Below are 25,979 nucleotides of genomic sequence, written 5' to 3' on the forward strand. Positions count from 1 at the left end.
CGGGCGCGGCGCGCCCCCGCTGCGCGCCGCCGTGTCACATCCGTGGCATCGCGGCGGTTTACAGTGGGGCGCGGGATGCCTTATGCTTGCGCACATGAACCGCTTCCTGTCCGCTTTCCGACGTCGCCGCTCGCCGCTCCGCCCGGATGCCGCCGGCTCGTCACGGACTCGCGCGTAACCCTCCTCCGCTTCACCGGTTACGCACAAGCTGTTCGACCCACCAGCCACGGCCTTCCGTGGCTTTTTTATTGCCCGTTTCCCTTTCAACGCCCGCTGGAGTCTGCTGCCATGCCCCTGAACGATTATCCGATCGACTCGCTGATGTACATCACGAACCGCCCCGACATCGTGTTTACGCACGGCAAGGGTTCGTGGCTCTACGATCACACGGGCAAGCGCTATCTGGACTTCATCCAGGGCTGGGCCGTCAACAGCCTGGGCCACTGCAACGACGGTATCGTCGAGGCGCTGAAGACGCAGGCCGAAAAGCTGCTGAACCCGTCGCCAGCGTTCTACAACGAACCGATGGCGAAGCTCGCGGGTCTGCTCACGCAGCACAGCGTGTTCGACAAGGTGTTCTTCACGAACAGCGGCGCCGAGGCGAACGAAGGCGCGATCAAGCTCGCGCGCAAGTGGGGCCGCAAGTACAAGAACGGCGCATACGAGATCATCACGTTCGACCACAGCTTCCACGGCCGCACGCTCGCGACGATGTCGGCCAGCGGCAAGCCGGGCTGGGACACGATCTACGCGCCGCAGGTGCCGGGCTTCCCGAAGGCCGAGCTGAACAACATCGAGTCGGTCGAGAAGCTGATCACCGACAAGACCGTCGCGGTGATGCTCGAGCCGATCCAGGGCGAAGGCGGCGTGATCCCGGCCACGCGTGAATTCATGCAGGCGCTGCGCGCGCTGACGAAGCAGCACAACCTGCTGCTGATCGTCGACGAAGTGCAAAGCGGTTGCGGCCGCGCGGGCAAGCTGTTCGCGTACGAGCTGTCCGGCATCGAGCCGGACGTCATGACGCTCGCGAAGGGCATCGGCGGCGGCGCACCGCTCGGCGCGCTGCTGTCGAAAGCCGACGTCGCGGTGTTCGAGGCCGGCGACCAGGGCGGTACGTACAACGGCAACCCGCTGATGACGGCGGTCGGCTATTCGGTGATCTCGCAGCTCGTCGCACCCGGCTTCCTCGAAGGCGTGCGTGCGCGCAGCGAGTATCTGAAGCGCAAGCTGCTCGAACTGTCGGAGGAGCGCGGCTTCGAGGGCGAACGCGGCGAAGGCCTGCTGCGCGCGCTGCTGCTCGGCAAGGACATCGGCCCGCAGATCGTCGAGAAGGCGCGCGACATGCAGCCCGACGGCCTGCTGCTGAACGCCGCACGGCCGAACCTGCTGCGCTTCATGCCTGCCCTGAACGTGACGACCGAAGAAATCGACCAGATGATGGCGATGCTGCGGTCGATCCTCGACACGCTGTAAGGAGACCGTCGCGATGGATGCCGCCGCCGATGCTGTCGCTATCCGCCCGTTCGAACGCGCCGACACCGATGCCGTGCTCGCGGTATGGCGCGACGCGTTCCCGCAGTACGACGAAGCCGGTGCGCCGCCGCACCGCGATCCGCTGCGATCGATCGAGCTGAAGCTCGCGACGCAGCCGGAACTGTTCTTCGTCGCGACCAGCGGCGCGCGCGTCGTCGGCACGCTGATGGCCGGTTTCGACGGACATCGCGGCTGGCTCTACTCGTTCGGCGTCGCGAACGACGCGCGCCGGCTCGGCATCGGCCGTGCACTCATCGCGCATGCGGAACGCGCGCTCGCCGCACGCGGCTGCCCGAAGATCAACCTGCAGGTGCTGCCCGGCAACGACGACGCATGCCGCTTCTATGCCGCGCTCGGCTATCGCGTCGAGGAACGCATCTCGTTCGGCAAGACGCTGTCGGCCGCGTAACACGGCCGCTCGTAGCAGTAGCGGCTCAGCGCGTGATCGGCCCCGCGCCCGGCAGCGGATTGCCGAGCGCGTCGGTCGGCACGGCCTGCTGCTCGAACGCCGCGAAATACGCGGCCCATTGCGTGTCGCTCACGCGCACGAGCAGCGCGCCGTCCTGCCAGACGTCGTTGTGGTCGTTGTGGTCGTCACCCGCGCGATGCAGGTAGTTCGGGCCCGTCGAGCCCTGGTTCATGTGCGTGTCGTGGATGCCATTGCCTTGCGCATAGGTGCGGCCGAACACGACGACGTCGAGGCCCTGCGACTGCGCGGCGTTCACGAGCCGCAGCAGCGACGGGATCGGCTCCGGATGCTCGGTGCCGTCCATCACCGCGCTCGCGCGCCACGCGCCCGTCTCGTTCAGGATGTCGCTGCGCAGGTAGTCGAGCGCGGGCAGCGCGGCCTGCCCCGTCAGATCGGTATAGCCCTCGGCCGCGGCGGCGAGCGTCGCCGTGACCGGATGGTGGAAATCGTAGACGAGCTTGTAGTTCAGCAAATCGTCCGCGTCGCTGGTGCCGACGTTGATCGCGACGTCCCAGTCGCCCGCCGGCAACGCCAGCGTCAGGTGAACGTGATACTGGATCTCGCGGCCGTGCGGCGAGCCCTTCAGCCTCGCCACCGACGTCACCTTCGCCTTCACGAAACCGTAGTCCAGACTCATGCGCGTTCTCCGTGTCCCGATGGGTCATCGATGCTACGCGGCCCGTGTGTCGGTTTGCCGACGGCCGGCCGCGTGCACGACCCGACAGTCGAATGGAGTGGCGTTTGCACGCAGAGTTCGACGCGATCGACCAAGACGAAAAAAAGCCGTCACGGTTTCTGCCGTGACGGCTTTTCGACAGCCCGGATGCGACCTGCGCAACCGGGCCCGCTCAGTCCATCGCTTACTCGCCCAGATACGCGGCGCGCACCTTCGGATCGTCGAGCATCTGCTTCGCGTCGCCTTCCATCGTGACCGTGCCCGAATCCATCACGTAGCCGCGGTCGGCCGCCTGCAGCGCGAGGCGTGCGTTCTGCTCGACCAGCAGCACCGTGATGCCCTCCTTCGAGATCTCCCGAACCACTTCGAAGATCTTCTCGACCATGATCGGCGACAGCCCCATCGACGGCTCGTCGAGCAGCAGCAGCTTCGGCTTGGACAGGATCGCGCGCGACATCGCCAGCATCTGCTGCTCGCCGCCCGACAGCGTGCCCGCGAGCTGCGTCGCCCGTTCCTTCAGGCGCGGGAAGAAGCCGAACATCCGGTCGACGTCCTTCTTGATCTGCTCGTTGTCGTTGCGCAGGTACGCGCCCATCTGCATGTTCTCGATGATCGACATGCGCGCGAAGATCCCGCGGCCTTCCGGCACCATCGCGAGGCCGCGCTTGAGCAGCTCGTGCGACGGGATGCCCTTGATCGACTTGCCTTCGTACTCGATGTCGCCGGCCGAATACGGCTTCAGCCCGGTGATCGCCTTCATCGTCGTGGTCTTGCCGGCGCCGTTCGCACCGATCAGCGTCACGAGCTCGCCCTGACGGACTTCCATGTCAACGCCCTTGACGGCCTGGATGCCGCCGTAGTTGACCTGCAAGCCCTTGATTTTCAACATTGCCGCTGCCATCAGTGCACCCCTGCGCCGAGATATGCCTCAATCACCTTCGGATTCTTCTGCACGTCCTGCGGCAGACCTTCGGCGATCACCTTGCCGTAATCGAGCACCGTCATCCGGTTGCACAGCCCCATCACGAGCTTCACGTCGTGCTCAATCAGGAGAATCGTGCGGCCGTCCGAGCGGATCTTGTCGAGCAGGCGCGTGAGTTCGACCTTCTCGGTCGCGTTCATCCCGGCTGCCGGCTCGTCGAGCGCGAGCAGCTTCGGGTCGGTCGCGAGGGCCCGGGCGATTTCCAGCCGGCGCTGGTGACCGTACGACAGGTTCCGCGACGTGTAGTCGGCGTACTGCAGCACGCCGACGTATTCGAGCAGCTCGATCGCGCGCTCCTTGATCTCGCGCTCTTCCTGGCGTTCGGCCGGCGTCTGGAACACCGCGCCGAGCAGCCCGTGCTTGGTGCGCACGTGGCGGCCCACCATCACGTTCTCGAGCGCCGTCATCCCGCCGAACAGGCGGATGTTCTGGAACGTGCGCGCGATGCCGGCCTTGGCCACCTGGTGCACGGCCGTCGGCGTGTAGTTCGTGCCGTCCAGCTTGAAGTCGCCGGAGTCGGGCGTATAGAGGCCCGTGATCACGTTGAAGAACGTCGTCTTGCCGGCGCCGTTCGGGCCGATCAGACCGTAGATCTCGCCTTCGCGGATCTGCAGGCCGACGTCGGACAGCGCCTGCAGCCCGCCGAAGCGCTTGTTCACGCCCGAGACGGACAGTCGGATTTGCTTGTCGCTCATGTGTGTATCCCCTTGTCCGTAGGTTAAGCGCGCACCGGCTTCTTGCTGTTGCGCTTCGCCAGTTTCGCGATCTTGTCCTCATGCTTCGGCGCGGGCCACAGGCCTTCCGAGCGGTACAGCATGATGATCACCATCGCGAGGCCGTACAGCGCCTGACGGATCACTTCGGTGTCGACGATGTCATGACCGAACAGCGCGTGCTGCAGCGGGCTCATCGTCGAGCGCAGGAATTCCGGGAAGATCGCGAGCAGCACCGCGCCCAGGATCACGCCCGGGATGTGGCCCATGCCGCCGAGCACCACGCAGGCGAGCACGACGATCGATTCCCAGAACGTGAACGACTCGGGCGACACGAAGCCCTGGAACGCGCCGAACATCGAGCCCGACAGGCCACCGAACGACGCGCCCATCGCGAACGCGAGCAGCTTCACGTTACGGGTGTTGATGCCCATCGCCTTCGCGGCGATCTCGTCCTCGCGGATCGCAGCCCACGCGCGGCCGATACGCGAGTGCTGCAGACGCGTACACACCCAGATCACCAGCAGCGAGCAGAGCACGAACAGGTAGTAGTACATGTACACCGACGGCAGCTGGAAGCCGAACAGCGTATGCGTCTGCGACAGGTTGAAGCCGCCGACGTGCACCGGATCGATGCCCGTGATCCCCTTCGGGCCGTTGGTGATGTTCACCGGACGGTCGAGGTTGTTCATGAAGATCCGGACGATTTCACCGAAGCCGAGCGTGACGATCGCCAGGTAGTCGCCGCGCAGGCGCAGCGTCGGCGCGCCGAGCAGGATCCCGAAGGTCGCCGCCAGCGCCATCGCGATCGGCACGATCAGCAGAAACGGCACGTGCAGCCCGTTCGGCGCGAGCGCCGCGATCCACTCGAACTGCGAGGTCAGGTGCGGCGAGCTCAGGAGCGCCGCCGTGTAGGCGCCCACCGCGTAGAACGCGATGTAGCCGAGGTCGAGCAGGCCGGCGAAGCCGACCACCACGTTCAGGCCCAGCGCGAGCATCACGTACAGCATCGCGAAGTCGAGCACGCGGACCCAGTAGTTGCCGCCGGCCGAGCCGATGATGATCGGCGCGGCGATCACGAACGCGGCGGTCAGGATGCCGATGACGACGGTCTTGGCGGTATTGCGCTCTTCGACCAGCGACGTCGACGATTCGATCGGTTGAATGGATGTCATGTTGTTTGCTCCCCTTCCGTTACGCGCGATCCGCGACCCGTTCGCCCAGCAGGCCCGACGGACGGAACACCAGCACGATGATCAGCACGACGAAGGCGAACACGTCCTGGTAGTTACTGCCGAATACGCCGCCCGTGAGGTTGCCGATGTAGCCGGCCCCGAGCTGCTCGATCAGGCCGAGCAGCACGCCGCCGACCATCGCGCCGCCGAGGTTGCCGATCCCGCCGAGCACCGCCGCGGTGAACGCCTTCATGCCGGGGATGAAGCCCATGTAGAAGTGCACGTTGCCGTATTCGGACGCGATCATCACGCCGGCCAGCGCGGCGAGCGCGGAGCCGATCATGAACGTCGCGGAGATCACGAAGTTCGGGTTCACGCCCATCAGGCTCGCCGTATTCGGGCTTTCGGCGATCGCGCGCATCGCGCGGCCGAGCTTGGTCTTGTGCACGAGCAGCAGCAGGCCGCCCATCACGATGAACGCGACCGCGATGATCACGATTTCAGTCACCGAGATCACGGCGCCGGGAGTCGTGTCGGTGGCCTTGATCACGTTGATCGGGTCGGTCGGCAGCAACTGCGGGAACGGCAGCGGGTTGCGCGACCAGATGATCATCGCAGCGGTCTGCAGCAGGATCGACACGCCGATCGCGGTGATCAGCGGGGCGAGACGCGGGGCGCGGCGCAGCGGCCGGTATGCGACGCGTTCGATGGTGAAGCCGACGAACGCACAGACGACCGCGGCGATGCCCAGGCCGATCGTCAGCGTCGCGACGTTGCCGAGTCCGGGAAAGTGGTTCTGCAGCACGGTGATGGCCGACAGCGCGACCATCGCGCCGATCATCAGCACGTCGCCGTGCGCGAAGTTGATGATGCCGAGAATGCCGTACACCATCGTGTATCCCAACGCGATGATGGCGTACACACTGCCGAGCACCAGCCCGTTGAGAACCTGCTGGACGAAAATATCCATTTAAAGCTCCTTGGCCCGTGCTGCCGGAGGACGTTGCGCCCCGCGGGTAAGCGAGGAATCGCGCCTTCTCGGCGACACTGCGGGTACTAGTCGATACCGGTAAGGGTGGATCGTTCCGGCGCGCGCCGCCCGGCCTGTACGGCCGGACCTGCCGCCGAAGCGGATACAAAAACGGCACCGCACTGTTCCGGTGCCGTCATGAGTCCCGTCGCTAAATCGTCACGACATCGAGGACGGTGTTCGTGGCCTCCTTGAAGTCGTGGGGCAGCATGCCGAGACGGCCGTCGTCCGGTTTCCCGGCATCCGTGCCTTGGCCCGTCCAGTGCCATGCAAGCATCGCGCCAGGACGGATCGGATTCCGCGTCGCGTCGCCGGCGAGGGCGTTGCGACAGCCGCGCCCGACTTTCGTCAGGACTGCATCGGAATCCATCGTACGAACCAGACTGCGCGTCGCGACACGGTCGGTCGCGGCGGCGCGCTGTTTCGTCGAATCGAATTGAAGGGGGGACAGTGGCCTCGGCACGCTGCCGGCCAGGCCGTGAGCATCCGGCATCCGTCGATCGGCGGCTGGCCGCGACGCAGCCGGCATGCCCGCTGCCGGCCCGGTCGCCAGGCTGCGCGCGTGGATTTCCTCGATCGTCAAACTCGTCAAACGTGCCCCGTTTTCCTTGTCCCTGCCCAGTTGCGCGATACGGCGCGCCGATGGCGCCGCACGTCCGGCTCCGGCGACGCGCACGCCGCCGGCCGATGGTGCCGCGCCCCCCGCGGCCTCCCTGCCCGCCTCGTCGTCGCTCTTTTTGCTGCAGCCGGCAAGCATTGCAACCGGTGCGGCGACGGACACGGCGTAAGCCAACTTCACATGCATTGAATGGTCTCCCGCGCCTTGCCAAATCCCGATTTCAAAGCCATTCCGGCTTGAAAACGGGCGCATTGTAACTCCATTTATAGGACGCCAATATTCCTGATTCGATGGGGTTTTCCTGCATTGCAACCAATTTTGAGACACGATTGGGCGCAGCCGGAGCAACCGGGTTGCACCATGACCGGGAATAATGGTTGCGATTTGAATGTCGAGGCACAAAAAAAGCGCGCCGGGAGGGCGCGCTTCGGTGTTCCGCGGAGTGCGATGCGGCAATCAGGCGGCGGGCGGCAGGTTCAACCCGCGCGGCAGCGGAAACGACACGTTTTCCTCGATGCCGTCGAGTGCGCGGACGTTGCGCACGCCGAGTTCGCGCAGCCGCGCGATCACGGCCTGGGCGAGCACCTCGGGCGCCGACGCGCCGGCCGTCACGCCGATGCGGCGCTTGCCGGCGACCCATGCGGGATCGATCTGGTCCGGTGCATCGACCATGTACGCGGCCACGCCGCGCTTTTCGGCCACTTCGCGCAGCCGGCTCGAGTTCGAGCTGTTCGGACTACCGACCACGATCACGACGTCGCATTGCGGCGCCATGAACTTCACCGCGTCCTGGCGGTTCTGCGTCGCGTAGCAGATGTCCTGCTTCTTCGGCTCGCGAATCTTCGGATACTTCGCCTTCAGCGCGCCGATGATCTCGGCCGCGTCGTCGACGGACAGCGTCGTCTGCGTGACGAGCGCGATGCGCTCAGGATCGGCGAGCTCGAGCTTCTGCACGTCCTCGACGCTTTCGACGAGGTGCATGCCGCGCTCCACCTGGCCCATCGTGCCTTCGACTTCGGGATGGCCCTTGTGCCCGATCATGACGATGTCGACACCGTCCTGGCGCATCTTCGCCACTTCGACGTGCACCTTCGTGACGAGCGGGCAGGTTGCGTCGTAAATGCGCAGCCCGCGCACGTCGGCCTCGTCGCGCACGGCTTTCGACACGCCGTGCGCACTGAAGATCACGGTGTTGCCGGCCGGCACTTCCTCGAGCTCCTCGACGAAGATCGCGCCCTTCTTCTTCAGATCCTCGACCACGTACTTGTTGTGGACGATTTCGTGACGCACGTAGATCGGCGCACCGTGCATCGCGATGGCGCGCTCGACGATCTCGATCGCGCGGTCGACGCCCGCGCAGAAACCGCGCGGCTGGGCCAGCAGGATTTCGGCGTCGGCGGCGACGGTCTGCCCGGACAGCGTATCGGTGGTACTCATGATTACAGGATTCCGATGATTTTCACTTCGAACGTGAGCGCCTGGCCCGCGAGCGGATGATTGAAGTCGAACAGCGCGGAAGTCTCGCTGACTTCCTTCAGCACCCCCGCGTAGCGACCGCCATCCGGCGCATTGAACTCGATGAGTTCGCCCGGCGTGAAATCGTCGCCGACCATCCCGTTCTCGCGCAGCGTCGACAGCGTCACGCGCTGGAGCATGTCCGGATTGCGGGGGCCGAACCCCTGATCGGGGGCTAGCTGAAAAGTCGAATGGTCGCCGACCCTGAGCCCGAGCAGAATCTGTTCCAGCGACGGCGCCAGTTGCCCCGCGCCCAGCAACAGCGTGGCCGGCTTGTCCGAGAAGGTGTTGACGATGTCGGCGCCGTCGGCCAGTGCCAGCCGGTAATGCAACGTGACGTGGGAACCGGGCTTCACTTCGGATAGATCGATGAGGCTCATGAATTACTCGTTCAGTCGGCGCCCGCTACGGCCGAATGGCCCGGCGCAAAGCCAATATTGTAAGTCACCTGAGCGTGCAAGGCGGAAAGTGCGACGACGTTGCGCCCGCCGCCCGCCGCCAATGGAGTTCCGACCATGCTGTCTCCCTGCCCCATCCTGCCGTCGGCCGAATGCCGCGACACCGCCGATACGCCGGCCGATCCGCCCGGCCGCGTCATCCCGATCAACCGGCGCAGGCGCCGTCCGGGCGACTGGCGGCCCGAGCGGCCGCGCGAACGGCTGCTGGAACGCGGGCCGGCCGCGCTGACCGACGACGAGCTGATCGCGCTGCTGCTCGGCACCGGCAAGCCCGGTCACGATGTATTCGTCACCGCCCGCGCACTGGTCGATCAGTTCGGCACGCTGCACGGGCTGCTCGAAGCGACCGCCGACGATTTCGAGGCGCACCCCGGCATCGGCCCCGCACGCTCGGCGCGACTCGTCGCGGTCACCGAGATCGCGCGGCGCATGCTGGTGGAGAAGGCGGAAGAACGGATGCAGATCGACTCGCCCGGTGCCGTCGAGGATTGTTTGCGACTGAAGATCGGCACGCGCCAGTACGAAGTGTTCATCGCGGTCTATCTGGACGCGCGCAACCGCCTGATCGACATGGAGGAAATCGCGCGCGGCTCGCTCACACGCATGGCCGTCTATCCGCGCGAGATCGTGCGCCGCGCGATGAAACACAACGCCGCGGCGCTGATCGTCGCGCACAACCATCCGTCGGGCGCGGTGCAGCCGAGCGCGGAAGACCGCCGCCTGACCCGCGTGCTGAAGGACGCGCTCGAACTCGTCGACGTACGGTTGCTCGATCATGTCGTCGTCGGCGTCAGCGATACTTTCTCGTTCGCGCGGGCCGGTTGGCTGTAGACTGTGGCGCGGCGGCCCATCCCAGGGCGCCGCAACGACGAAGCGAAATTAGGTTTGATTTTTCTGAACTTTTTCTGCTAGAATCGTCGTCTGTCTTTTTTCCAACCAGTTCTAGCCATCGAAGGGCCTTGTCTGTAAGGGCTACGGCGTTCTGAGTGCAGCCATGGATCACGTGGCGGTGCGATGGAACCTTCACCGGCGATCGAACCCCGAATTTAGCGTATTAGGAGTGCTCTCATGGCACGCGTATGCCAAGTAACTGGGAAAGCGCCGATGAGCGGCAACAACGTTTCCCACGCCAACAACAAGACGAAGCGCCGCTTCCTCCCGAACCTGCAAAACCGCCGGTTCTGGGTTGAGAGCGAAAACCGCTGGGTGCGCCTGCGCGTCTCGAACGCCGGCCTGCGCCTGATCGACAAGAACGGCATCGATTCCGTGCTCGCTGACCTGCGCGCACGCGGCGAAGCCTAAGCCCAAGGAGCACAATCATGGCAAAAGGCGCCCGCGACAAGATCAAGCTTGAGTCGACCGCTGGTACGGGTCACTTCTACACGACCACGAAGAACAAGCGCAACATGCCGGAAAAGATGGCGATCAAGAAGTTCGATCCCGTCGTCCGCAAGCATGTGGAATACAAAGAAACCAAGATCAAGTAATCTCCGCTCCGGTTTCTGCCAGCCTGACGGCGACCGAAAAGCCCCGCACATGCGGGGCTTTTTGTTTTGCGCGTGTTTTGCGCGCACGCTCGAGCCCGACGCGGTATGCTCTCCCCTTTCCGCGGCCGCGGCCGCCGGAACGCACAAGATCAAAAGCGTAACGATGGAGATGCAGCATGAAATTCGACGTGGCGATCGTCGGCAGCGGCCTGGCAGGGCTGTCGGTCGCACTCAACCTGGCCAGCACGCGACGTGTCGCACTGATCGCGAAACGTTCGATGATGGAGGGGGCGAGCGATAACGCGCAAGGCGGCATCGCGGCGGTCCTCGACTCGGCGGACAGTATCGAGAACCACGTCGACGACACGCTGGTCGCCGGCGGCGGCCTGTGCGACGAAGGCGCGACGCGCTACATCGTCGAGCACGGGCGCGAAGCCATCGAATGGCTGATCTCGCAAGGCGTCCCGTTCACGAAGGACGACGCGGCCGAACTCGGCTTTCACCTGACGCGCGAAGGCGGCCACAGCCACCGGCGAATCATCCATGCGGCCGATGCGACCGGCCATGCGGTGCTCGCGACGCTGTCGGAACGGGCGCGCCAGCATCCGAACATCACGTTCTTCGAAAACCACCACGCAATCGACCTGATCACGTCCGACCGGCTCGGCCTGCCCGGCCGCCGCTGTCACGGCCTGTATGCGCTCGACGTCGACAACGACCGCACGATCACGATCGAGGCGCCGCACACCGTGCTCGCCACCGGCGGCGCCGGCAAGGTCTACCTGTACACGACGAACCCCGACACCGCGACCGGCGACGGCATCGCGATGGCATGGCGGGCGGGCTGCCGCGTGTCGAACATGGAATTCATCCAGTTCCACCCGACCTGCCTGTTCCATCCGTATGCGAAGTCGTTCCTGATTTCGGAGGCCGTGCGCGGCGAAGGCGGCCTGCTGAAGCTGCCCGACGGCACCCGCTTCATGCCCTCGCACGATCCGCGCGCGGAGCTCGCGCCGCGCGACATCGTCGCGCGCGCGATCGACTTCGAGATCAAGAAGCGCGGGATCGACTGCGTGTATCTCGACATCAGCCATCAGCCGGAAGCGTTCCTGCGCGAACACTTCCCGATGATTCATGCGCGCTGCCTCGAATTCGGCATCGACATCGCGAAACAGCCGATTCCCGTCGTGCCGGCCGCGCACTATACGTGCGGCGGCGTCGTCACCGATCTCGCGGGGCGCACCGATCTCGCCGGCCTGTATGCGGTCGGCGAAACGTCGTACACGGGGCTGCACGGCGCGAACCGGCTCGCGAGCAACTCGCTGCTCGAATGTCTCGTGATCGGCCGCGCGGCAGCCGAGGCGATCGAGGCGGCGGGCTTCGACGCCGACACGCCGGCCACGCTGCCCGCGTGGGACGAAAGCCGTGTGTCGGATGCGGACGAGGAAGTCGTCGTCGCACACAACTGGGACGAACTGCGCCGCCTGATGTGGAACTATGTCGGCATCGTGCGCACCGACAAGCGCCTCGAACGCGCGAAACATCGCCTGTCGCTGCTGCGCGACGAGATCCACGAGTACTACGCGAACTTCCGCGTGACACGCGATCTGCTCGAACTGCGCAACCTGGTCGACGTGGCCACGCTGATCGTCAAGAGTGCGCACTCCCGCCGCGAAAGCCGCGGGTTGCACTACAGCCGCGACTGGCCGCATACGCTGCCGAAGGCGTTGCCGAGCGTGCTCACGCCGCGCGTGCGCCGCTGAGCGGCGCGCCGCCCTGCCCGGCGGCGGCCGCAGCACAAGAAAAAAGCCGTTGGCGTTTGCGCGCCAACGGCTTTTTGTCTGATCGGACGACGTTCGGTCAGTCGACGATTCGCATCGAATAGTCGGTCGCCCGCACGTCCTTCGTCAGCGCGCCGATCGAGATCCGATCGACGCCCGTCTCCGCGAACGCACGCACCGTATCGAAATTGACGCCGCCGGAGACTTCGAGCACGGCCTTGCCATCCGCCACGCGCACCGCTTCGCGCATCATGTCGAGCGTGAAGTTGTCGAGCAGCACCGACTGCGCGCGATGCGCGAGCGCCGTGTCGAGCTGCGCGAGCGTCTCGACTTCGATCTGCACCGGCACACCTGACTCCAGCGCGAACGCCGCATCGAGCGCCTCGCCGACACCGCCTGCCGCCGCGATGTGGTTCTCCTTGATCAGGATGCCGTCGTACAGCGCGAGCCGCTGGTTCTCGCCGCCGCCCACGCGCACTGCGTACTTCTGCGCGAGCCGCAGCCCCGGCAGCGTCTTGCGCGTATCGAGGATCTTCGCGCGCGTGCCTTCGACGCGTTCGACGTAACGGCGCGTCGCCGTCGCGACACCCGACAGCAGTTGCAGGAAATTCAGCCCGTTGCGCTCGGCCGTCAGCAACGCGCGCGCCGGCCCTTCGAGTTCGCAGACGATCGAATCAGGCGTCATCCGGTCGCCTTCGCGATAGCGCCATTGCACGACGATCGACGAATCGATCCGGGCGATCACGCCCTCGAACCACGGTACGCCGCACAGCACGGCTTCCTCGCGCACGATGATCCGCGCACGGCGCCGCTCGCCGGCCGGCACGAGCCGCCCGGTCTGGTCGCCGGTGCCGACGTCTTCGGCGATCGCGTCGGCCACGTTACGCGCGATCGCTTCGTCGAATGCCGCGCCGTATTGGGCGCGGACGGCTTCGAACAGCGGGGATACGGCGTTGCTCATGCCGCCCCCACGTTCGCGAACAGCGACTGGTCGCGCTGCAGATCGCCGCTCGCCTGCACGCGCTTCTTGTGCGCAGCCGCGAATTCGAGCATCCGGTCGATCGGCAAACGCGCACGCTCGCCGATCGCGGGATCGACGAAGATCTCGTTGTGACCGCGTTCGAGCACGTCGGCGAGGTTCGCGAGGCCGTTCATCGCCATCCACGGGCAGTGCGCGCAGCTCTTGCAGGTCGCGCTGTTGCCGGCCGTCGGCGCGGCAATGAAGGTCTTGCCGGGCGCGGCCAGCTGCATCTTGTGCAGGATGCCGAGATCCGTCGCGACGATGAAACGCTTCGCATCGAACTTGACGGCCGCGTCGATCAATTGCGTGGTCGAACCGACGACATCGGCCTGCGCGACGACGTTTTCCGGCGACTCGGGGTGGACGAGCACCTTCGCGTCCGGATATTCGGCGCGCAGCAGGTCGAGCTCGATGCCCTTGAATTCGTCGTGGACGAGACACGAGCCCTGCCACAGCAGCATGTCCGCGCCGGTCTTCTTCTGGATATAGCTGCCGAGATGACGGTCCGGCGCCCAGATGATCTTTTCGCCGCGCGCGTGCAGGTCGGCCACGATCTCGAGACCGATCGACGACGTGACCATCCAGTCCGCGCGCGCCTTCACGGCAGCGCTGGTGTTCGCGTAGACGACGACGGTACGGTCCGGATGCGCATCGCAGAATGCCGAGAATTCGTCGACCGGGCAGCCGAGGTCGAGCGAACAGGTCGCATCGAGATCGGGCATCAGGATCCGTTTGTTCGGGCTCAGGATCTTCGCGGTTTCGCCCATGAAGCGCACGCCGGCAACGATCAGCGTCTGCGCGTCGTGGTCACGGCCGAAGCGGGCCATTTCGAGCGAATCGGCCACGCAGCCGCCCGTTTCGTCGGCCAGTTCCTGCAGTTCGGCATCCACGTAGTAGTGGGCGACGAGCACGGCCTTTTCACGGGCGAGCAGCGCCTTGATGCGTGCCTTCAGCGCAGCGCGCTCCTCGGCGGACGGCGCGTCGGGCACCTTGGCCCATGCCTGTCCGACGCCGCACACGGTCCCTGCTGCGACGGGCCGGTCGTACTCGACGGGTTTGATCGTCGATTGCATCTCCATATCTCCTGTCGGCCGGAGTGAGTGCTTTAGCACTTACTCCGGCCCCATGCTTCGCGGTCGGCAGGAGTTAGCGCTTCAGCGCTTACTCATGCCCCATGCTATGCGGTCGACCCAAGTTAGCGCTTCAGCGCTTACTTGGGTCCCATGCTTCGCGGTCAGCCGGAGTGAGTGCTTCAACACTTACGCCGGCCCCAAGCCTCATACCAATCCCGGTGCTGCCGGTCCGTCAAAAACCGGCGGCCCAAATGAAAAAACCCCGCCAACGCGGGGTTTGTGACGTCCTGAGATTCTAATCGATTTCGAATCAGGCGTAGCGACGCAGGCGTGTCGCGAATTCCTGCAGCGCCTTGATGCCGCTTTGTTCTGCGCGATGGCACCAATCCTGCAATTGCGCGAGAAGCTGTTCGCGCGAGGCGGTCGAACGATCCCAGATCGCGGCGAGATCCTGGCGCAGCTGGAAGTACGTATGCAGCTTCTGGCTGTTCGCGAAGATTTCCGGCAGCAGCTTCTTCTGCGGCTCGTCGAGGCCGTCGGCGTCCTTGTGGAACCATTTGCGCGCGCCGCGCATCAACTGGTACTTCTCGCTCGAACCGAGTTCCTTCAGGTGCGCGAGCTCCTGGCGGTACGCACGCTTCACGGCCTTGCCGTAACGCGCCATCACTTCGTAGCGGTTCGACAGCACGGCCTGCAGCGTTTCCTGGTCGAGCACCGTCTTCGGCTTGTTCAGGCGCGGCGTCGGCGCGACCTTCTTCACCTTCGCGAGACCGAATGCCGACATGATGCGGATGTACATCCAGCCGATGTCGAACTCGTACCACTTGTTCGACAGCTTCGCCGACGTCGCGAACGTGTGGTGGTTGTTGTGCAGCTCTTCGCCGCCGATCACGATGCCCCACGGGAACAGGTTCGTGCTCGCGTCGGCCGAGTTGAAATTGCGATAGCCCCAGAAGTGACCGAAGCCGTTGACGACGCCCGCCGCCCAGAACGGGATCCACACCATCTGCACGGCCCACACGGTGAGGCCGAGCACGCCGAACAGCGCGACGTCGATCACCATCATCATGCTGATGCCGAGAATCGGGTACTTCGAGTAGACGTTGCGCTCGAGCCAGTCGTTCGGCGTGCCGTGGCTGAACTTGCGCATCGTTTCTTCGTTCTTCGCTTCCGCGCGATACAGCTCGGCGCCCTCGAGGAACACCTTCCAGATGCCGCGCGTCTGCGGGCTGTGCGGATCTTCCTCGGTCTCGCACTTCGCGTGGTGCTTGCGGTGAATCGCGGCCCACTGGCCGGTCAGCATGCCGGTGGTCATCCACAGCCAGAAACGGAAGAAGTGGCTCGCGATCGGATGCAGCTCCAGCGCGCGGTGCGCCTGGCAGCGGTGCAGGTAGACGGTCACGCCGATGATCGTGACGTGCGTGACGGCGAGCGCGAACAACGCGACCTGCCACCACGAAAAACGCAGGAGCCCGTGGGAAAGAAAATCGAGCAGGGAATTCAACAAGGCAGTTACCTGTGATGAGAGCGACGCCGCACCGGCGTCAGAAGAATGAAAGCATACCGCGTGTAGACCAGAATTTTACTTCAACCGTTCCAAGTCTTTGTAAAAAATGAATATTTTCTTGCCCTGACGCAATCCGCGCGGTCCATGTCCGGACTGGGAAAGGCCCGTGATCCGGTTTCGACCGCGAAATCGGTACGATTGACCGCCCGTGGCCGCTACGCCGCCGGCGCGCGCCTGTCCTGCGCACCATCGGCAAGCGCCGGATCGAGCCCGGCCGCCACGCCCGCCGCCGCGGGAAAGCCGTCCGGCAGCCCGACCACGCGCACTTCGCGCTGCGGAAACGGAATCGAGATCCCGTGCTCGCTGAACAGCCGCCAGATGTTGCGGTTCACGCTCGAGCGCACGCCCGACGTGCCTTTCGCCGAATCCTCGATCCAGAAGCCGAGCTCCAGATCGATGCCGTCCGCGCCGAACCCCACGAGGTACGGCGTCGGCACCGGCTCGGCCAGCACGCGCGGCACGTCCTTCGCGGCGTCGGCGAGCAACGCGAGTGCCTGCTCGACGTCGCTCGTGTACGCGACCTGCACCGCGACTTTCGCGTAGCCGCGCGTCAGGTAGGACGACTGGTTCTGCACGACGTCGGTGATCAGCTTCTCGTTCGGGATCAGCGTCTCGTTGCCGTCAAGGCCGCGCACGACCGTGTAGCGCGTGCGGATCTGCGTGACGACGCCCTGCAGCCCGCCGACGCTGATCGCATCGCCGAGCCGCAGCGAGCGGTCGAGCAGGATGATGAAGCCCGACACGTAGTTGCTGGCGATCTTCTGCAGCCCGAACCCGAGGCCGACGCCCACCGCGCCGCCGAACACGCCGAGCACCGTCACGTCGATGCCGACCAGCGACAGCCCGATCAGGATCGCCGCGAACACGAGCAGCGCGCGGCCGATCCGCGACAGTACGACCTTCAGGTTCGCGTCGAGCGTGCTCGCGCGCGACAGGCGATCCTCGAGCACCGAGCCGAGCCACATCGCGACCATCAGCGTCACGCACACCCACAGCGCGCCGGAGATCACCGACAGCAGCGTGAGGTGCGCGGTCGCGACCCGGAACTGCACGCTGTCGAGCCAGCCGAGCACGTCGCGCTGGATGCCGAGCACGGTCATCACCATCGCGGCCCACACGACGGTCGACACGATCTTCTCGACGATCGACAGCCACGCGTGCGTGTGGCCGTCGCGCGCGAACACGCGCCGCGCGAAGAAGAACAGCACGTAGATCAGCCCGATGCCGAACAGCGGCACGAGCGCGAGCGACAACAGCGACGTCGACATGAACGGGTCGAACGCGAGTTGCGCGCCGCCGACGAACACGCTGCCGAACAGCGGAAACAACGCACGTTTCAGGCTTTGCGCGCCCGCGCCGGGCGCACGCCCGGCCGCCCGGCGCCGCGCATCGATCCGGCCGTGCACGAAGCGCGCGGCCACCCACGCGAAACACAGCGCACCGATGAGGATCGCCGCCTGCCAGATCATCACCGGCTGGTGGAAATCGCGAATCACCGATTCCAGCCGGTGCGACAGCAGGCGGCTCTGCAAATTCTCCATCGTCCGTCCGGGCAGTCGTTACTGCGCGGCGCGGCGCTCGAGCACCGCGGCGAAGAAGCCGTCGGTCGCGTGACGGTGCGGCCACAGCGACAGGTAGTCGCCCGTCTCGAGCTCGATGCGCTGGTCGGCCAGCACCTGCTGCGCCGGCACCAGCGTGAACTCCGGATGATCGGCCAGGAACTGTTCGACGATGCGCTCGTTCTCGGCGTCGAGCACGCTGCAGGTCGCGTAGACGAGCCGGCCGCCCTTCTTCACGAGCCGCGCGGCGCTCGCGAGGATCGACGCCTGCTTCGGCGTCAGCTCGTCGATCGCCGTGCGCGTCTGGCGCCACTTCAGGTCCGGATTGCGGCGCAGCGTGCCGAGGCCGCTGCACGGCGCATCGACCAGCACGCGGTCGATCTTGCCGGCGAGCCGTTTGATCTTCGCGTCGTGCTCGCTGTCGATCAGCACCGGGTTCACGTTCGACAGCCCGCTGCGCGCGAGGCGCGGCTTCAGCTTCGCGAGACGCTTCTCCGAGATGTCGAACGCATAGAGGCGCCCGGTCGAGCGCATCATCGCGCCGAGTGCGAGCGTCTTGCCGCCCGCGCCCGCGCAGAAATCGACGACCATTTCACCGCGGCGCGGCGCGACCAGCGAGCACAGCAGCTGGCTGCCTTCGTCCTGCACCTCGATCGCGCCTTCCTCGAACAGCTTCAGGCGCGTCAGCGCCGGCTTGCCGACCACGCGCACGCCGAACGGCGCGAACGGCGTCGCGCCCGCTTCGATGCCGCTCACGCGCAGCGCTTCGATCACCTGGTCGCGGGTCGCCTTCTGCGCGTTGGCACGCAGGTCGAGCGGCGCCGGGTAGTTCAGCGCAGCGGCGAGCTGCGCGAGTTCCTCGGCGTCGAAACGCTCCGACAGCGCCTGGTGAATCCAGTCGGGCAGGTTCGTGCGAATGCGCACGGGCAGGCTCGCCGGATCGATCTTCGACACGTGCTCGAGCCACGCGGACTCGGTGTCGGACAGGAACGGCTTCAGCGCATTGCGCCCCATCGTCTGCATCAGGCCGAGCAGCGTGAGACGCCGCGCGGGCGTGCCGGTGCCGCTCTCGGCGAGATGCGAGAACTCCATCTTCCGGCGCAGCACCGCGAACACGGCCTCGGCGATCACGCCGCGCTCGGCATGCCCGAGCTTCGGGTGCGCGCGGAAGAACCGGCTCGTCGTCGCGTCGGCGGGGCCGGCGAACTTCAGCACCTCGGCGAGCAGGGTTTCGGTCTGGCCAATCAGGAATCCGTGCAGCTTCATACGCCCTCACTCGTTTCGGTTTGCGGTTGATCCGCGAAAATCCAGCGCGCCTCTTCGGGCGCGACCACTGCACGACCGTCCTCGAGGCGCAGACGCCCTTCGACGAACCAGCGCACCGCACGCGGATACAGCACGTGCTCGACCGTCAGCACGCGCTGCGCGAGCGCGGCCGCGTCGTCGCCGGCATGCACCGGCACCGCGCCCTGCGCGACGATCGCGCCGCTGTCGAGCTCGGGAATGACGAAATGCACGCTCGCGCCATGCAGCGCGACGCCCGCATCCAGCGCCTGCTGGTGCGTGTGGATGCCCTTGAAGCTCGGCAGCAGCGACGGATGGATGTTGAGCAGCCGGCCCTCGTATCGTCTGACGAATGCAGGCGTCAGGATGCGCATGAAGCCGGCGAGAACGACGAGATCGGGCGAAAAACGGTCGATTTCGGCGGCGAGCGCCGCGTCGAAGCTGTCGCGGCCGTCGAACGACCGGTGGTCGACCACCGCCGTCGCCACCCCGTGCGACGCGGCAAAAGCCAGTCCGGCCGCATCGGGCCGGTTGGCGATCACGGCGGCAATCTCGGCCGGCCAGCGTTCCTGCGCGCACGCGCGGACGATGGCCTCCATGTTGCTGCCGCGACCGGAAATCAGGATCACGAGTTTTTTCATCCGCGAATTTTACCATTCGCCCTCGCGTTTCCCGCCTTCTCGGCCGTCGGCCCGCTCGAACGTTTATAATCTTCTGCTTTGCGGCATCCCACCGCCCATTCCCCGACGCTGCATCCGCTATCGTGAAAGTCTTCCGCGGCCTGCCCAACGCCGAGAGCCGCGCCCCGTGCGCGCTGACGATCGGCAACTTCGACGGTGTCCATCGCGGCCACCAGGCCCTGCTCGCGCGCGTGCGCGCGGCAGCGGACGCGCGCGGCCTGCCCGTGTGCGTGATGACGTTCGAGCCGCACCCGCGCGAATTCTTCAATCCGGCCGGCGCACCGCCGCGCATCGCGATGCTGCGCGACAAACTGGAAGCGCTGCGCGACCACGGGGTCGACCGCGTCGTCGTCGAGCACTTCAACCACACCTTCGCGAGCCAGTCGCCGCAGGCGTTCGTCGAACGCACGCTGGTGAACGGGCTGCACACGCGCTGGATGATGGTCGGTGACGATTTCTGCTACGGCGCGAAGCGCGCGGGCACCTTCGACACGCTGAAGGCGGCCGGCGAGCTGCACGGCTTCGAGGTCGAGCAGATGGGCACGGTGGCCGGCAGCGACGGCACGCGCATTTCCAGCTCCGGCGTGCGCGCGGCGCTCGCCGCGGGCGATCTCGACGCGGCCGCGCAGGCGCTCGGGCACGGCTACGCGATCAGCGGCCACGTCGCGCACGGGCTGAAGCTCGGCCGCGATCTCGGCTTCCCGACGCTGAACCTGCCGATCCAGCACAAGCGGCCGGCGCTCGCGGGCATCTTCGTCGTGCAGGTGCACGGCCTCGGCCCCGAGCCGCTGCCGGGCGTCGCGAGCCTCGGGCTGCGCCCGACCGTCGACGATTCGGGCCGCGTGCTGCTCGAAGTTCATCTGCTCGACTGGCACGGCGACGCGTACGGCAAGCTGATCCGTGTCGAATTCCTGAAGAAGCTGCGCGACGAGGCGAAATTCGACGATCTCGAGGCGCTGTCGCGCGCGATCGCGCTGGACGTCGCGAATGCACGCGCCTACTTCACCGAACGCGACCGTGCGCCGGGCAGCCGCGCGACGGGCTTCGCGACGTCGGCCACCGACCGAATTAGCTGATCCGGACGGCGGCGCCTCGCGCCGCACCCTCGCGCCGCCCTCGCGCGCGCCTACCCGATTCACGACGCCCGAGCGTCCCCCCGATTTAGATAGCGATCCCATCATGAGCAACAAGAAAGCCGATTCGAAACCGCAGGCCAAGTATCCGGTCAACCTGCTCGACACGCCGTTCCCGATGCGCGGCGACCTGCCCAAGCGCGAGCCGCAGTGGGTCAAGGAGTGGGAAGCGCGCGGCATCTACGAGAAGATCCGCGCGGCCAGCCAGGGCCGGCCGAAGTTCATCCTGCACGACGGCCCGCCGTATGCGAACGGCGACATCCACCTCGGCCACGCGGTGAACAAGATCCTGAAGGACATCGTCGTCAAGTCGCGCAACATGGCCGGCTTCGACGCGCCGTACGTGCCGGGCTGGGATTGCCACGGGATGCCGATCGAGATCCAGATCGAGAAGCAGTTCGGCAAGTCGCTGCCGGCGGCCGAAGTGATGAGCAAGGCGCGCGCGTACGCGACCGAGCAGATCGAGAAGCAGAAGGTCGGCTTCAAGCGCCTCGGCGTGCTCGGCGACTGGGCCAACCCGTACAAGACGATGAACTTCGTGAACGAGGCGGAAGAAATCCGCGCGCTCGGCAAGATCATCGAGAAGGGCTACGTGTACCGCGGGCTGAAGCCGGTGAACTGGTGCTTCGACTGCGGCTCGGCGCTCGCGGAAGCGGAAGTCGAGTACAAGGACCGCACCGACCCGACGATCGACGTGATGTTCGCGTTCGCGGAGCCGGAAAAGACCGCGCACGCGTTCGGCCTGCCGGCACTGCCGCGCGCCGAGGGCGGCATCGTGATCTGGACCACCACGCCGTGGACGATCCCCGCCAACCAGGCGCTGAACCTCCATCCGGAAATCATCTACGCGCTGGTCGACACCGAGCGCGGGCTGCTGATCATCGCGGAAGAACGCGTCGAAGCCTGCATGACCGACTTCAAGCTCACGGGCCGCGTCGTCGCGACCGCGCCCGGCGTGAAGCTCGCGAACCTGCGCTTCCACCACCCGCTCGCATCGGCCCACCCCGGCTACAAGCGCACCGCGCCCGTCTACCTCGGCGACTACGTGACGACAGACACCGGTACCGGCGTCGTGCACTCGTCGCCCGCGTACGGTATTGAAGACTTCATGTCGTGCAAGGCGCACGGGATGACCGATTCCGACTTCATCAACCCGGTGATGGGCGACGGCCGCTATATCGAATCGCTGCCGCTGTTCGGCGGACTGTCGATCTGGGATGCGAACCCGAAGATCGTCGACGCGCTGAACGCGGCCGGCTCGCTGCTGCGCAGCGAGAAGTACACGCACAGCTACATGCACTGCTGGCGCCACAAGACGCCGATCATCTACCGCGCGACGTCGCAGTGGTTCGCCGGCATGGACGTGACGCCGCAAGACGGCGGCAAGACGCTGCGCGAAACGGCGCTCGAAGGCGTCGACGCGACCGCGTTCTATCCGTCGTGGGGCAAGCAGCGCCTGTTCAGCATGATCGCGAACCGTCCGGACTGGACGCTGTCGCGCCAGCGCCAGTGGGGCGTGCCGATGGCGTTCTTCGTGCACAAGGAAACCGGCGAGCTGCACCCGCGCACGCTCGAGCTGCTCGAGGAAGTCGCGAAGCGCGTCGAACAGTCGGGCATCGAGGCATGGCAATCGCTCGACCCGCGCGAGCTGATCGGCGACGACGCGAACCTGTACGAAAAGAACCGCGACACGCTCGACGTGTGGTTCGACTCGGGCACGACGCACTGGCACGTGCTGCGCGGCTCGCACAAGGATCAGCTGCAGTTCCCGGCCGACCTGTACCTCGAAGGCTCGGACCAGCATCGCGGCTGGTTCCATTCGTCGCTGCTCACCGCATCGATGATCGACGGCCGCGCGCCGTACAAGGGCCTGCTCACGCACGGCTTCACGGTCGACGGCGAAGGCCGCAAGATGAGCAAGTCGCTCGGCAACGGCATCGACCCGCATGAAGTCGCGAACCGCCTCGGCGCGGAGATCATCCGCCTGTGGATCGCGTCGACCGACTACTCGGGCGAGCTCGCGATTTCCGAGGAAATCCTGAAGCGCGTGACGGAAGGCTATCGCCGCATCCGCAACACGCTGCGCTTCCTGCTCGCGAACCTGTCGGATTTCGACTTCGCGCAGCACGCGGTGCCGGTCGACGAGTGGCTCGAGATCGACCGCTATGCGGTCGCGTTCTCGCAGCAACTGCAGACGGAGCTGCTCGGCCACTACGAGAAGTACGAATTCCACCCGGTCGTCGCGAAGCTGCAGACGTACTGCTCGGAAGACCTCGGCGGCTTCTACCTCGACGTGCTGAAGGATCGCCTGTACACGAGCGCCGCCGATTCGCGCGCGCGCCGCTCCGCGCAGACCGCGCTGTATCACCTGACGCACGGGCTGCTGCGCGTGCTCGCGCCGTTCCTGTCGTTCACGGCGGAAGAAGCGTGGAAGGTGTTCCAGCCGGCGAGCGACACGATCTTCACGGAAACCTACTATGCGTATCCGGAAGTCGCCGGCTCGGCCGCGCTGATCGAGAAATGGGCGCTGCTGCGCGACGTGCGCGGCAGCGTGACGAAGGCGCTCGAGGAAGCGCGCACCGCGAACCGCATCGGTTCGTCGCTGCAGGCCGAAGTGGCCGTGCATGCGAGCGGCGCACGCTACGACGCGCTGACGAGCCTCGGCGACGACCTGAAGTTCGTGCTGATCACGTCGGCCGCGACGGTCGTCAAGGTCGACGACGAAGCGCAGGAAAGCGTCGACGTGGCCGCGTCGAAGTACCAGAAGTGCGAGCGCTGCTGGCACTACCGCGAAGATGTCGGCGCGCACGCCGAGCACCCGACGCTGTGCGGCCGCTGCTTCTCGAACCTGTTTGAAAACGGCGAAATCCGGAGCGCTGCTTAAATATGGCGAAGACCCTGTCGAAACCGGCCAGCGGCGCGCTCGCGCCCTGGCTCGGTATTTCGCTGATCGTGATCCTGTTCGACCAGCTGTCGAAGATCGCGATCCTGAAAACGTTCGCGTACGGCGCGCAGCATGCGCTGACGTCGTTCTTCAACCTCGTGCTGGTGTACAACCGCGGCGCCGCATTCGGCTTCCTGTCGACCGCGAGCGGCTGGCAGCGCTGGGCGTTCACCGCGCTCGGCGTCGGCGCGACGCTCGTGATCTGCTTCCTGCTGAAGCGCCACGGCCACCAGCGGCTGTTCAGCGTGTCGCTCGCGCTGATCCTCGGCGGCGCGCTCGGCAACGTGATCGACCGGCTCGTCTACGGTCACGTGATCGACTTCCTCGATTTCCACCTCGGCGCGTGGCACTTCCCGGCATTCAACCTCGCCGATTCCGCGATCACGGTCGGCGCGGTGCTGCTGATCTACGACGAGCTGCGTCGCGTGCGCGGCGCGCGCTGAGCGCGCATACTCCGTGTCGACGGCCGGCTTCGCGCCGGCCGTTCCGTTTGACCCCCAGGAGGCCTGAGTTGGCACACGCAGAACTTGCAGGAAAACACCTCGTTCTCGGCCTGACGGGCGGCATCGCCTGCTACAAGATCGCCGAACTCACGCGGCTGCTCGTGAAGGCCGGCGCGACCGTGCAGGTCGCGATGACCGACGCCGCCACCCAGTTCATCACGCCCGTCACGATGCAGGCGCTGTCGGGCCGGCCCGTCTATACGAGCCAGTGGGACGCGCGTATCGACAACAACATGGCGCACATCGACCTGTCGCGCGAAGCCGACGCGATCGTGATCGCGCCCGCGTCGACGGATTTCCTCGCGAAGCTCGCGCACGGGTTCGCCGACGACCTGCTGTCGACGCTGTGCGTCGCACGCGACTGTCCGCTGCTCGTCGTGCCCGCGATGAACCGCCAGATGTGGCAGAACCCGGCCACGCAACGCAACGCCGCGCAACTGCGCGCGGACGGCGTATCGGTGCTCGGCCCGGATTCGGGCGCGCAGGCGTGCGGCGAGGTCGGCGACGGCCGCATGCTCGAGCCCGAGGCGATCTATGAAGCGATCGTCGCGCACTTCGCGCCGAAGGTGCTCGCGCACCGCCGCGTGCTGATCACGGCCGGGCCGACCTTCGAACCGCTCGACCCGGTACGCGGCCTGACGAACCGCTCCAGCGGCAAGATGGGTTTCGCGCTCGCGCGCGCCGCGCAACAGGCCGGCGCCGACGTGCATCTCGTCGCCGGGCCGGTCGCGCTCGACACGCCGTGGGGCGTGTACCGCCAGGACGTGCAGACCGCGCAGCAGATGTACGACGCGGTGATGCATGCAGTGGCCGAAGCCGACATCTTCATCGCAGTGGCCGCGGTCGCCGACTGGCGCGTCGACCAGCCGGCCGAGCACAAGATGAAGAAGACGGCCGACCGCAAGATGCCGGCGCTCGCGTTCGTCGAGAATCCCGACATCCTCGCGTCGGTCGCGGCGCTGCCCGATGCGCCATTCTGCGTCGGCTTCGCGGCCGAAAGCGGCGACCTCGACGTGCATGGCGACGAGAAGCGCAAGCGCAAGAACGTGCCGTTGCTCGTCGGTAACCTCGGCCCGCTGACGTTCGGCCGCGACGACAACGAAGTCGTGCTGTTCGAGGCCGCCGGCCTCACGCGCCTGCCGCGCGCCCCGAAGGACGAACTCGCGCACGTGCTCGTCGCGGAAATCGCGAAGCGCCTGCCCGACAACCGCCTGATCTGATCCCGCGCGGCGGCCATAGCCGCCGCGCCCTTCCCGACCGATTCGACGACCGCATGAAACTCGACCTGAAGATTCTCGACGCGCGCATGCGCGACTACCTGCCCGCCTACGCGACCACCGGCAGCGCCGGCCTCGATCTGCGCGCGTGCCTCGACGCACCGGTCACGCTGCAGCCGGGCGAAACCACGCTCGTGCCGACGGGCCTCGCGATCCACCTTGCGGACCCCGGCTATGCGGCGCTGATCCTGCCGCGCTCGGGCCTCGGCCACAAGCACGGGATCGTGCTCGGCAACCTCGTCGGCCTGATCGATTCCGACTACCAGGGCCAGTTGATGGTCTCGACGTGGAATCGCGGCCAGACCGCGTTCGTGCTGAACCCGTTCGAGCGCCTCGCGCAGCTCGTGATCGTGCCGGTCGTGCAGGCACAGTTCAACATCGTCGACGAATTCACCGAGAGCGATCGCGGCGAAGGCGGCTTCGGCAGCACCGGGCGCCACTGAGCCACGCGGCATAAAAAAAGGGGCCACGCTGAGTGGCCCCTTTCCTTTTCACGCACC

25 protein-coding genes are annotated in these 25,979 nt (G+C 66.2%); 11 read left to right on the forward strand and 14 right to left on the reverse strand.

The genetic code is table 11. From position 1 onward, the window contains the following. Positions 1-288 precede the first annotated feature (288 nt). Positions 289-1,473, forward strand: a complete 1,185-nt coding sequence (locus tag AP428_RS10045; RefSeq protein WP_011546002.1) for an acetylornithine transaminase — start codon at positions 289-291, stop codon at positions 1,471-1,473. A 13-nt stretch (positions 1,474-1,486) separates the two neighbouring features. Beyond that, positions 1,487-1,942 carry a GNAT family acetyltransferase gene (locus AP428_RS10050; protein WP_011546003.1) on the forward strand — a complete coding sequence of 152 codons (456 nt, stop codon included), beginning with the start codon at positions 1,487-1,489 and terminating at the stop codon, positions 1,940-1,942. A gap of 25 nt (positions 1,943-1,967) precedes the next feature. On the opposite strand, the gene AP428_RS10055 is transcribed toward AP428_RS10050, so the two are convergent. The 8 genes from AP428_RS10055 to AP428_RS10090 all read right to left on the reverse strand — a co-directional run bounded on the left by AP428_RS10055 (position 1,968) and on the right by AP428_RS10090 (position 9,092). Next, complete coding sequence (locus AP428_RS10055; RefSeq protein ID WP_006478055.1) at positions 1,968-2,639, reverse strand: DUF2278 family protein; 672 nt, start codon at positions 2,637-2,639, stop codon at positions 1,968-1,970. Positions 2,640-2,862: 223 nt separating this feature from the next. Continuing rightward, entirely contained in the window at positions 2,863-3,579 is a 717-nt protein-coding gene (locus AP428_RS10060; RefSeq protein WP_006478054.1) for an ABC transporter ATP-binding protein, read from the reverse strand. Continuing rightward, positions 3,579-4,355 carry an ABC transporter ATP-binding protein gene (locus tag AP428_RS10065; protein ID WP_006478053.1) on the reverse strand — a complete coding sequence of 259 codons (777 nt, stop codon included), beginning with the start codon at positions 4,353-4,355 and terminating at the stop codon, positions 3,579-3,581. The genes AP428_RS10060 and AP428_RS10065 overlap by 1 nt, the downstream gene beginning before the upstream one ends. A gap of 23 nt (positions 4,356-4,378) precedes the next feature. Continuing rightward, a complete protein-coding gene (locus tag AP428_RS10070) occupies positions 4,379-5,548 on the reverse strand; it encodes an ABC transporter ATP-binding protein (RefSeq protein ID WP_006478052.1) in 1,170 nt (389 codons plus the stop codon). A 19-nt stretch (positions 5,549-5,567) separates the two neighbouring features. Further along, positions 5,568-6,518: a branched-chain amino acid ABC transporter permease gene (locus tag AP428_RS10075; RefSeq protein WP_006478051.1), complete on the reverse strand. Its 951-nt coding sequence runs from the start codon at positions 6,516-6,518 to the stop codon at positions 5,568-5,570. Between the two features lie 211 nt (positions 6,519-6,729). Then, complete coding sequence (locus AP428_RS10080) at positions 6,730-7,383, reverse strand: hypothetical protein (protein WP_011546005.1); 654 nt, start codon at positions 7,381-7,383, stop codon at positions 6,730-6,732. 270 nt (positions 7,384-7,653) lie between these two features. Further along, positions 7,654-8,634, reverse strand: a complete 981-nt coding sequence (gene ispH / locus AP428_RS10085) for a 4-hydroxy-3-methylbut-2-enyl diphosphate reductase (protein ID WP_006488968.1) — start codon at positions 8,632-8,634, stop codon at positions 7,654-7,656. Positions 8,635-8,636: 2 nt separating this feature from the next. After that, a complete protein-coding gene (locus AP428_RS10090) occupies positions 8,637-9,092 on the reverse strand; it encodes a peptidylprolyl isomerase (RefSeq protein WP_006488950.1) in 456 nt (151 codons plus the stop codon). Between the two features lie 135 nt (positions 9,093-9,227). On the opposite strand from AP428_RS10090, the gene radC reads away from it, so the two are divergent. The 4 genes from radC to nadB all read left to right on the forward strand — a co-directional run bounded on the left by radC (position 9,228) and on the right by nadB (position 12,420). Next, on the forward strand, positions 9,228-10,001 hold the full coding sequence (radC, locus tag AP428_RS10095) for a DNA repair protein RadC (RefSeq protein WP_011546007.1): 774 nt from the start codon (positions 9,228-9,230) through the stop codon (positions 9,999-10,001). Positions 10,002-10,238: 237 nt separating this feature from the next. Beyond that, positions 10,239-10,472: a 50S ribosomal protein L28 gene (gene rpmB, locus AP428_RS10100; RefSeq protein WP_004186391.1), complete on the forward strand. Its 234-nt coding sequence runs from the start codon at positions 10,239-10,241 to the stop codon at positions 10,470-10,472. Between the two features lie 17 nt (positions 10,473-10,489). Beyond that, positions 10,490-10,657 carry a 50S ribosomal protein L33 gene (gene rpmG, locus AP428_RS10105; protein ID WP_006478046.1) on the forward strand — a complete coding sequence of 56 codons (168 nt, stop codon included), beginning with the start codon at positions 10,490-10,492 and terminating at the stop codon, positions 10,655-10,657. Positions 10,658-10,833: 176 nt separating this feature from the next. Next, positions 10,834-12,420 (forward strand): L-aspartate oxidase, encoded by a 1,587-nt coding sequence (gene nadB, locus AP428_RS10110; RefSeq protein ID WP_011546008.1) that lies wholly within the window; start codon positions 10,834-10,836, stop codon positions 12,418-12,420. A 97-nt stretch (positions 12,421-12,517) separates the two neighbouring features. Here nadB and nadC read toward each other — a convergent pair whose 3' ends face one another. From nadC to purN, 6 genes are all read right to left on the reverse strand, one after another. After that, the gene (gene nadC, locus AP428_RS10115; RefSeq protein WP_011546009.1) at positions 12,518-13,399 is read right to left on the reverse strand and encodes a carboxylating nicotinate-nucleotide diphosphorylase; all 882 of its coding nucleotides are present in this window, start codon (positions 13,397-13,399) and stop codon (positions 12,518-12,520) included. Then, positions 13,396-14,532, reverse strand: coding sequence for a quinolinate synthase NadA (gene nadA, locus AP428_RS10120; protein WP_006478043.1), 1,137 nt, complete (start codon positions 14,530-14,532; stop codon positions 13,396-13,398). The genes nadC and nadA overlap by 4 nt, the downstream gene beginning before the upstream one ends. 310 nt (positions 14,533-14,842) lie before the next feature. Next, positions 14,843-16,039, reverse strand: a complete 1,197-nt coding sequence (locus tag AP428_RS10125; protein WP_006478042.1) for an acyl-CoA desaturase — start codon at positions 16,037-16,039, stop codon at positions 14,843-14,845. 215 nt (positions 16,040-16,254) lie between these two features. Then, positions 16,255-17,640 carry a mechanosensitive ion channel family protein gene (locus AP428_RS10130; RefSeq protein WP_011694366.1) on the reverse strand — a complete coding sequence of 462 codons (1,386 nt, stop codon included), beginning with the start codon at positions 17,638-17,640 and terminating at the stop codon, positions 16,255-16,257. Positions 17,641-17,658: 18 nt separating this feature from the next. Next, positions 17,659-18,924, reverse strand: coding sequence for an RsmB/NOP family class I SAM-dependent RNA methyltransferase (locus AP428_RS10135; RefSeq protein ID WP_011546011.1), 1,266 nt, complete (start codon positions 18,922-18,924; stop codon positions 17,659-17,661). Next, positions 18,921-19,583, reverse strand: a complete 663-nt coding sequence (gene purN / locus AP428_RS10140; protein ID WP_011546012.1) for a phosphoribosylglycinamide formyltransferase — start codon at positions 19,581-19,583, stop codon at positions 18,921-18,923. Before purN ends, AP428_RS10135 begins: the two co-directional genes overlap by 4 nt. Before the next feature lie 122 nt (positions 19,584-19,705). On the opposite strand from purN, the gene AP428_RS10145 reads away from it, so the two are divergent. From AP428_RS10145 to dut, 5 genes are all read left to right on the forward strand, one after another. After that, positions 19,706-20,698: a bifunctional riboflavin kinase/FAD synthetase gene (locus AP428_RS10145; protein ID WP_011546013.1), complete on the forward strand. Its 993-nt coding sequence runs from the start codon at positions 19,706-19,708 to the stop codon at positions 20,696-20,698. A gap of 103 nt (positions 20,699-20,801) precedes the next feature. Then, a complete protein-coding gene (ileS, locus tag AP428_RS10150) occupies positions 20,802-23,639 on the forward strand; it encodes an isoleucine--tRNA ligase (RefSeq protein WP_011546014.1) in 2,838 nt (945 codons plus the stop codon). A gap of 2 nt (positions 23,640-23,641) precedes the next feature. Continuing rightward, positions 23,642-24,142 carry a signal peptidase II gene (lspA, locus tag AP428_RS10155; protein ID WP_006478035.1) on the forward strand — a complete coding sequence of 167 codons (501 nt, stop codon included), beginning with the start codon at positions 23,642-23,644 and terminating at the stop codon, positions 24,140-24,142. A 68-nt stretch (positions 24,143-24,210) separates the two neighbouring features. Further along, positions 24,211-25,422: a bifunctional phosphopantothenoylcysteine decarboxylase/phosphopantothenate--cysteine ligase CoaBC gene (gene coaBC, locus AP428_RS10160; protein ID WP_011694367.1), complete on the forward strand. Its 1,212-nt coding sequence runs from the start codon at positions 24,211-24,213 to the stop codon at positions 25,420-25,422. 53 nt (positions 25,423-25,475) lie between these two features. Then, positions 25,476-25,922 (forward strand): dUTP diphosphatase, encoded by a 447-nt coding sequence (gene dut, locus AP428_RS10165; protein ID WP_011546016.1) that lies wholly within the window; start codon positions 25,476-25,478, stop codon positions 25,920-25,922. Positions 25,923-25,979: the final 57 nt, after the last annotated feature.

This window comes from Burkholderia sp. E168m22, assembly GCF_001319805.1.
Lineage (GTDB): Bacteria > Pseudomonadota > Gammaproteobacteria > Burkholderiales > Burkholderiaceae > Burkholderia > Burkholderia orbicola.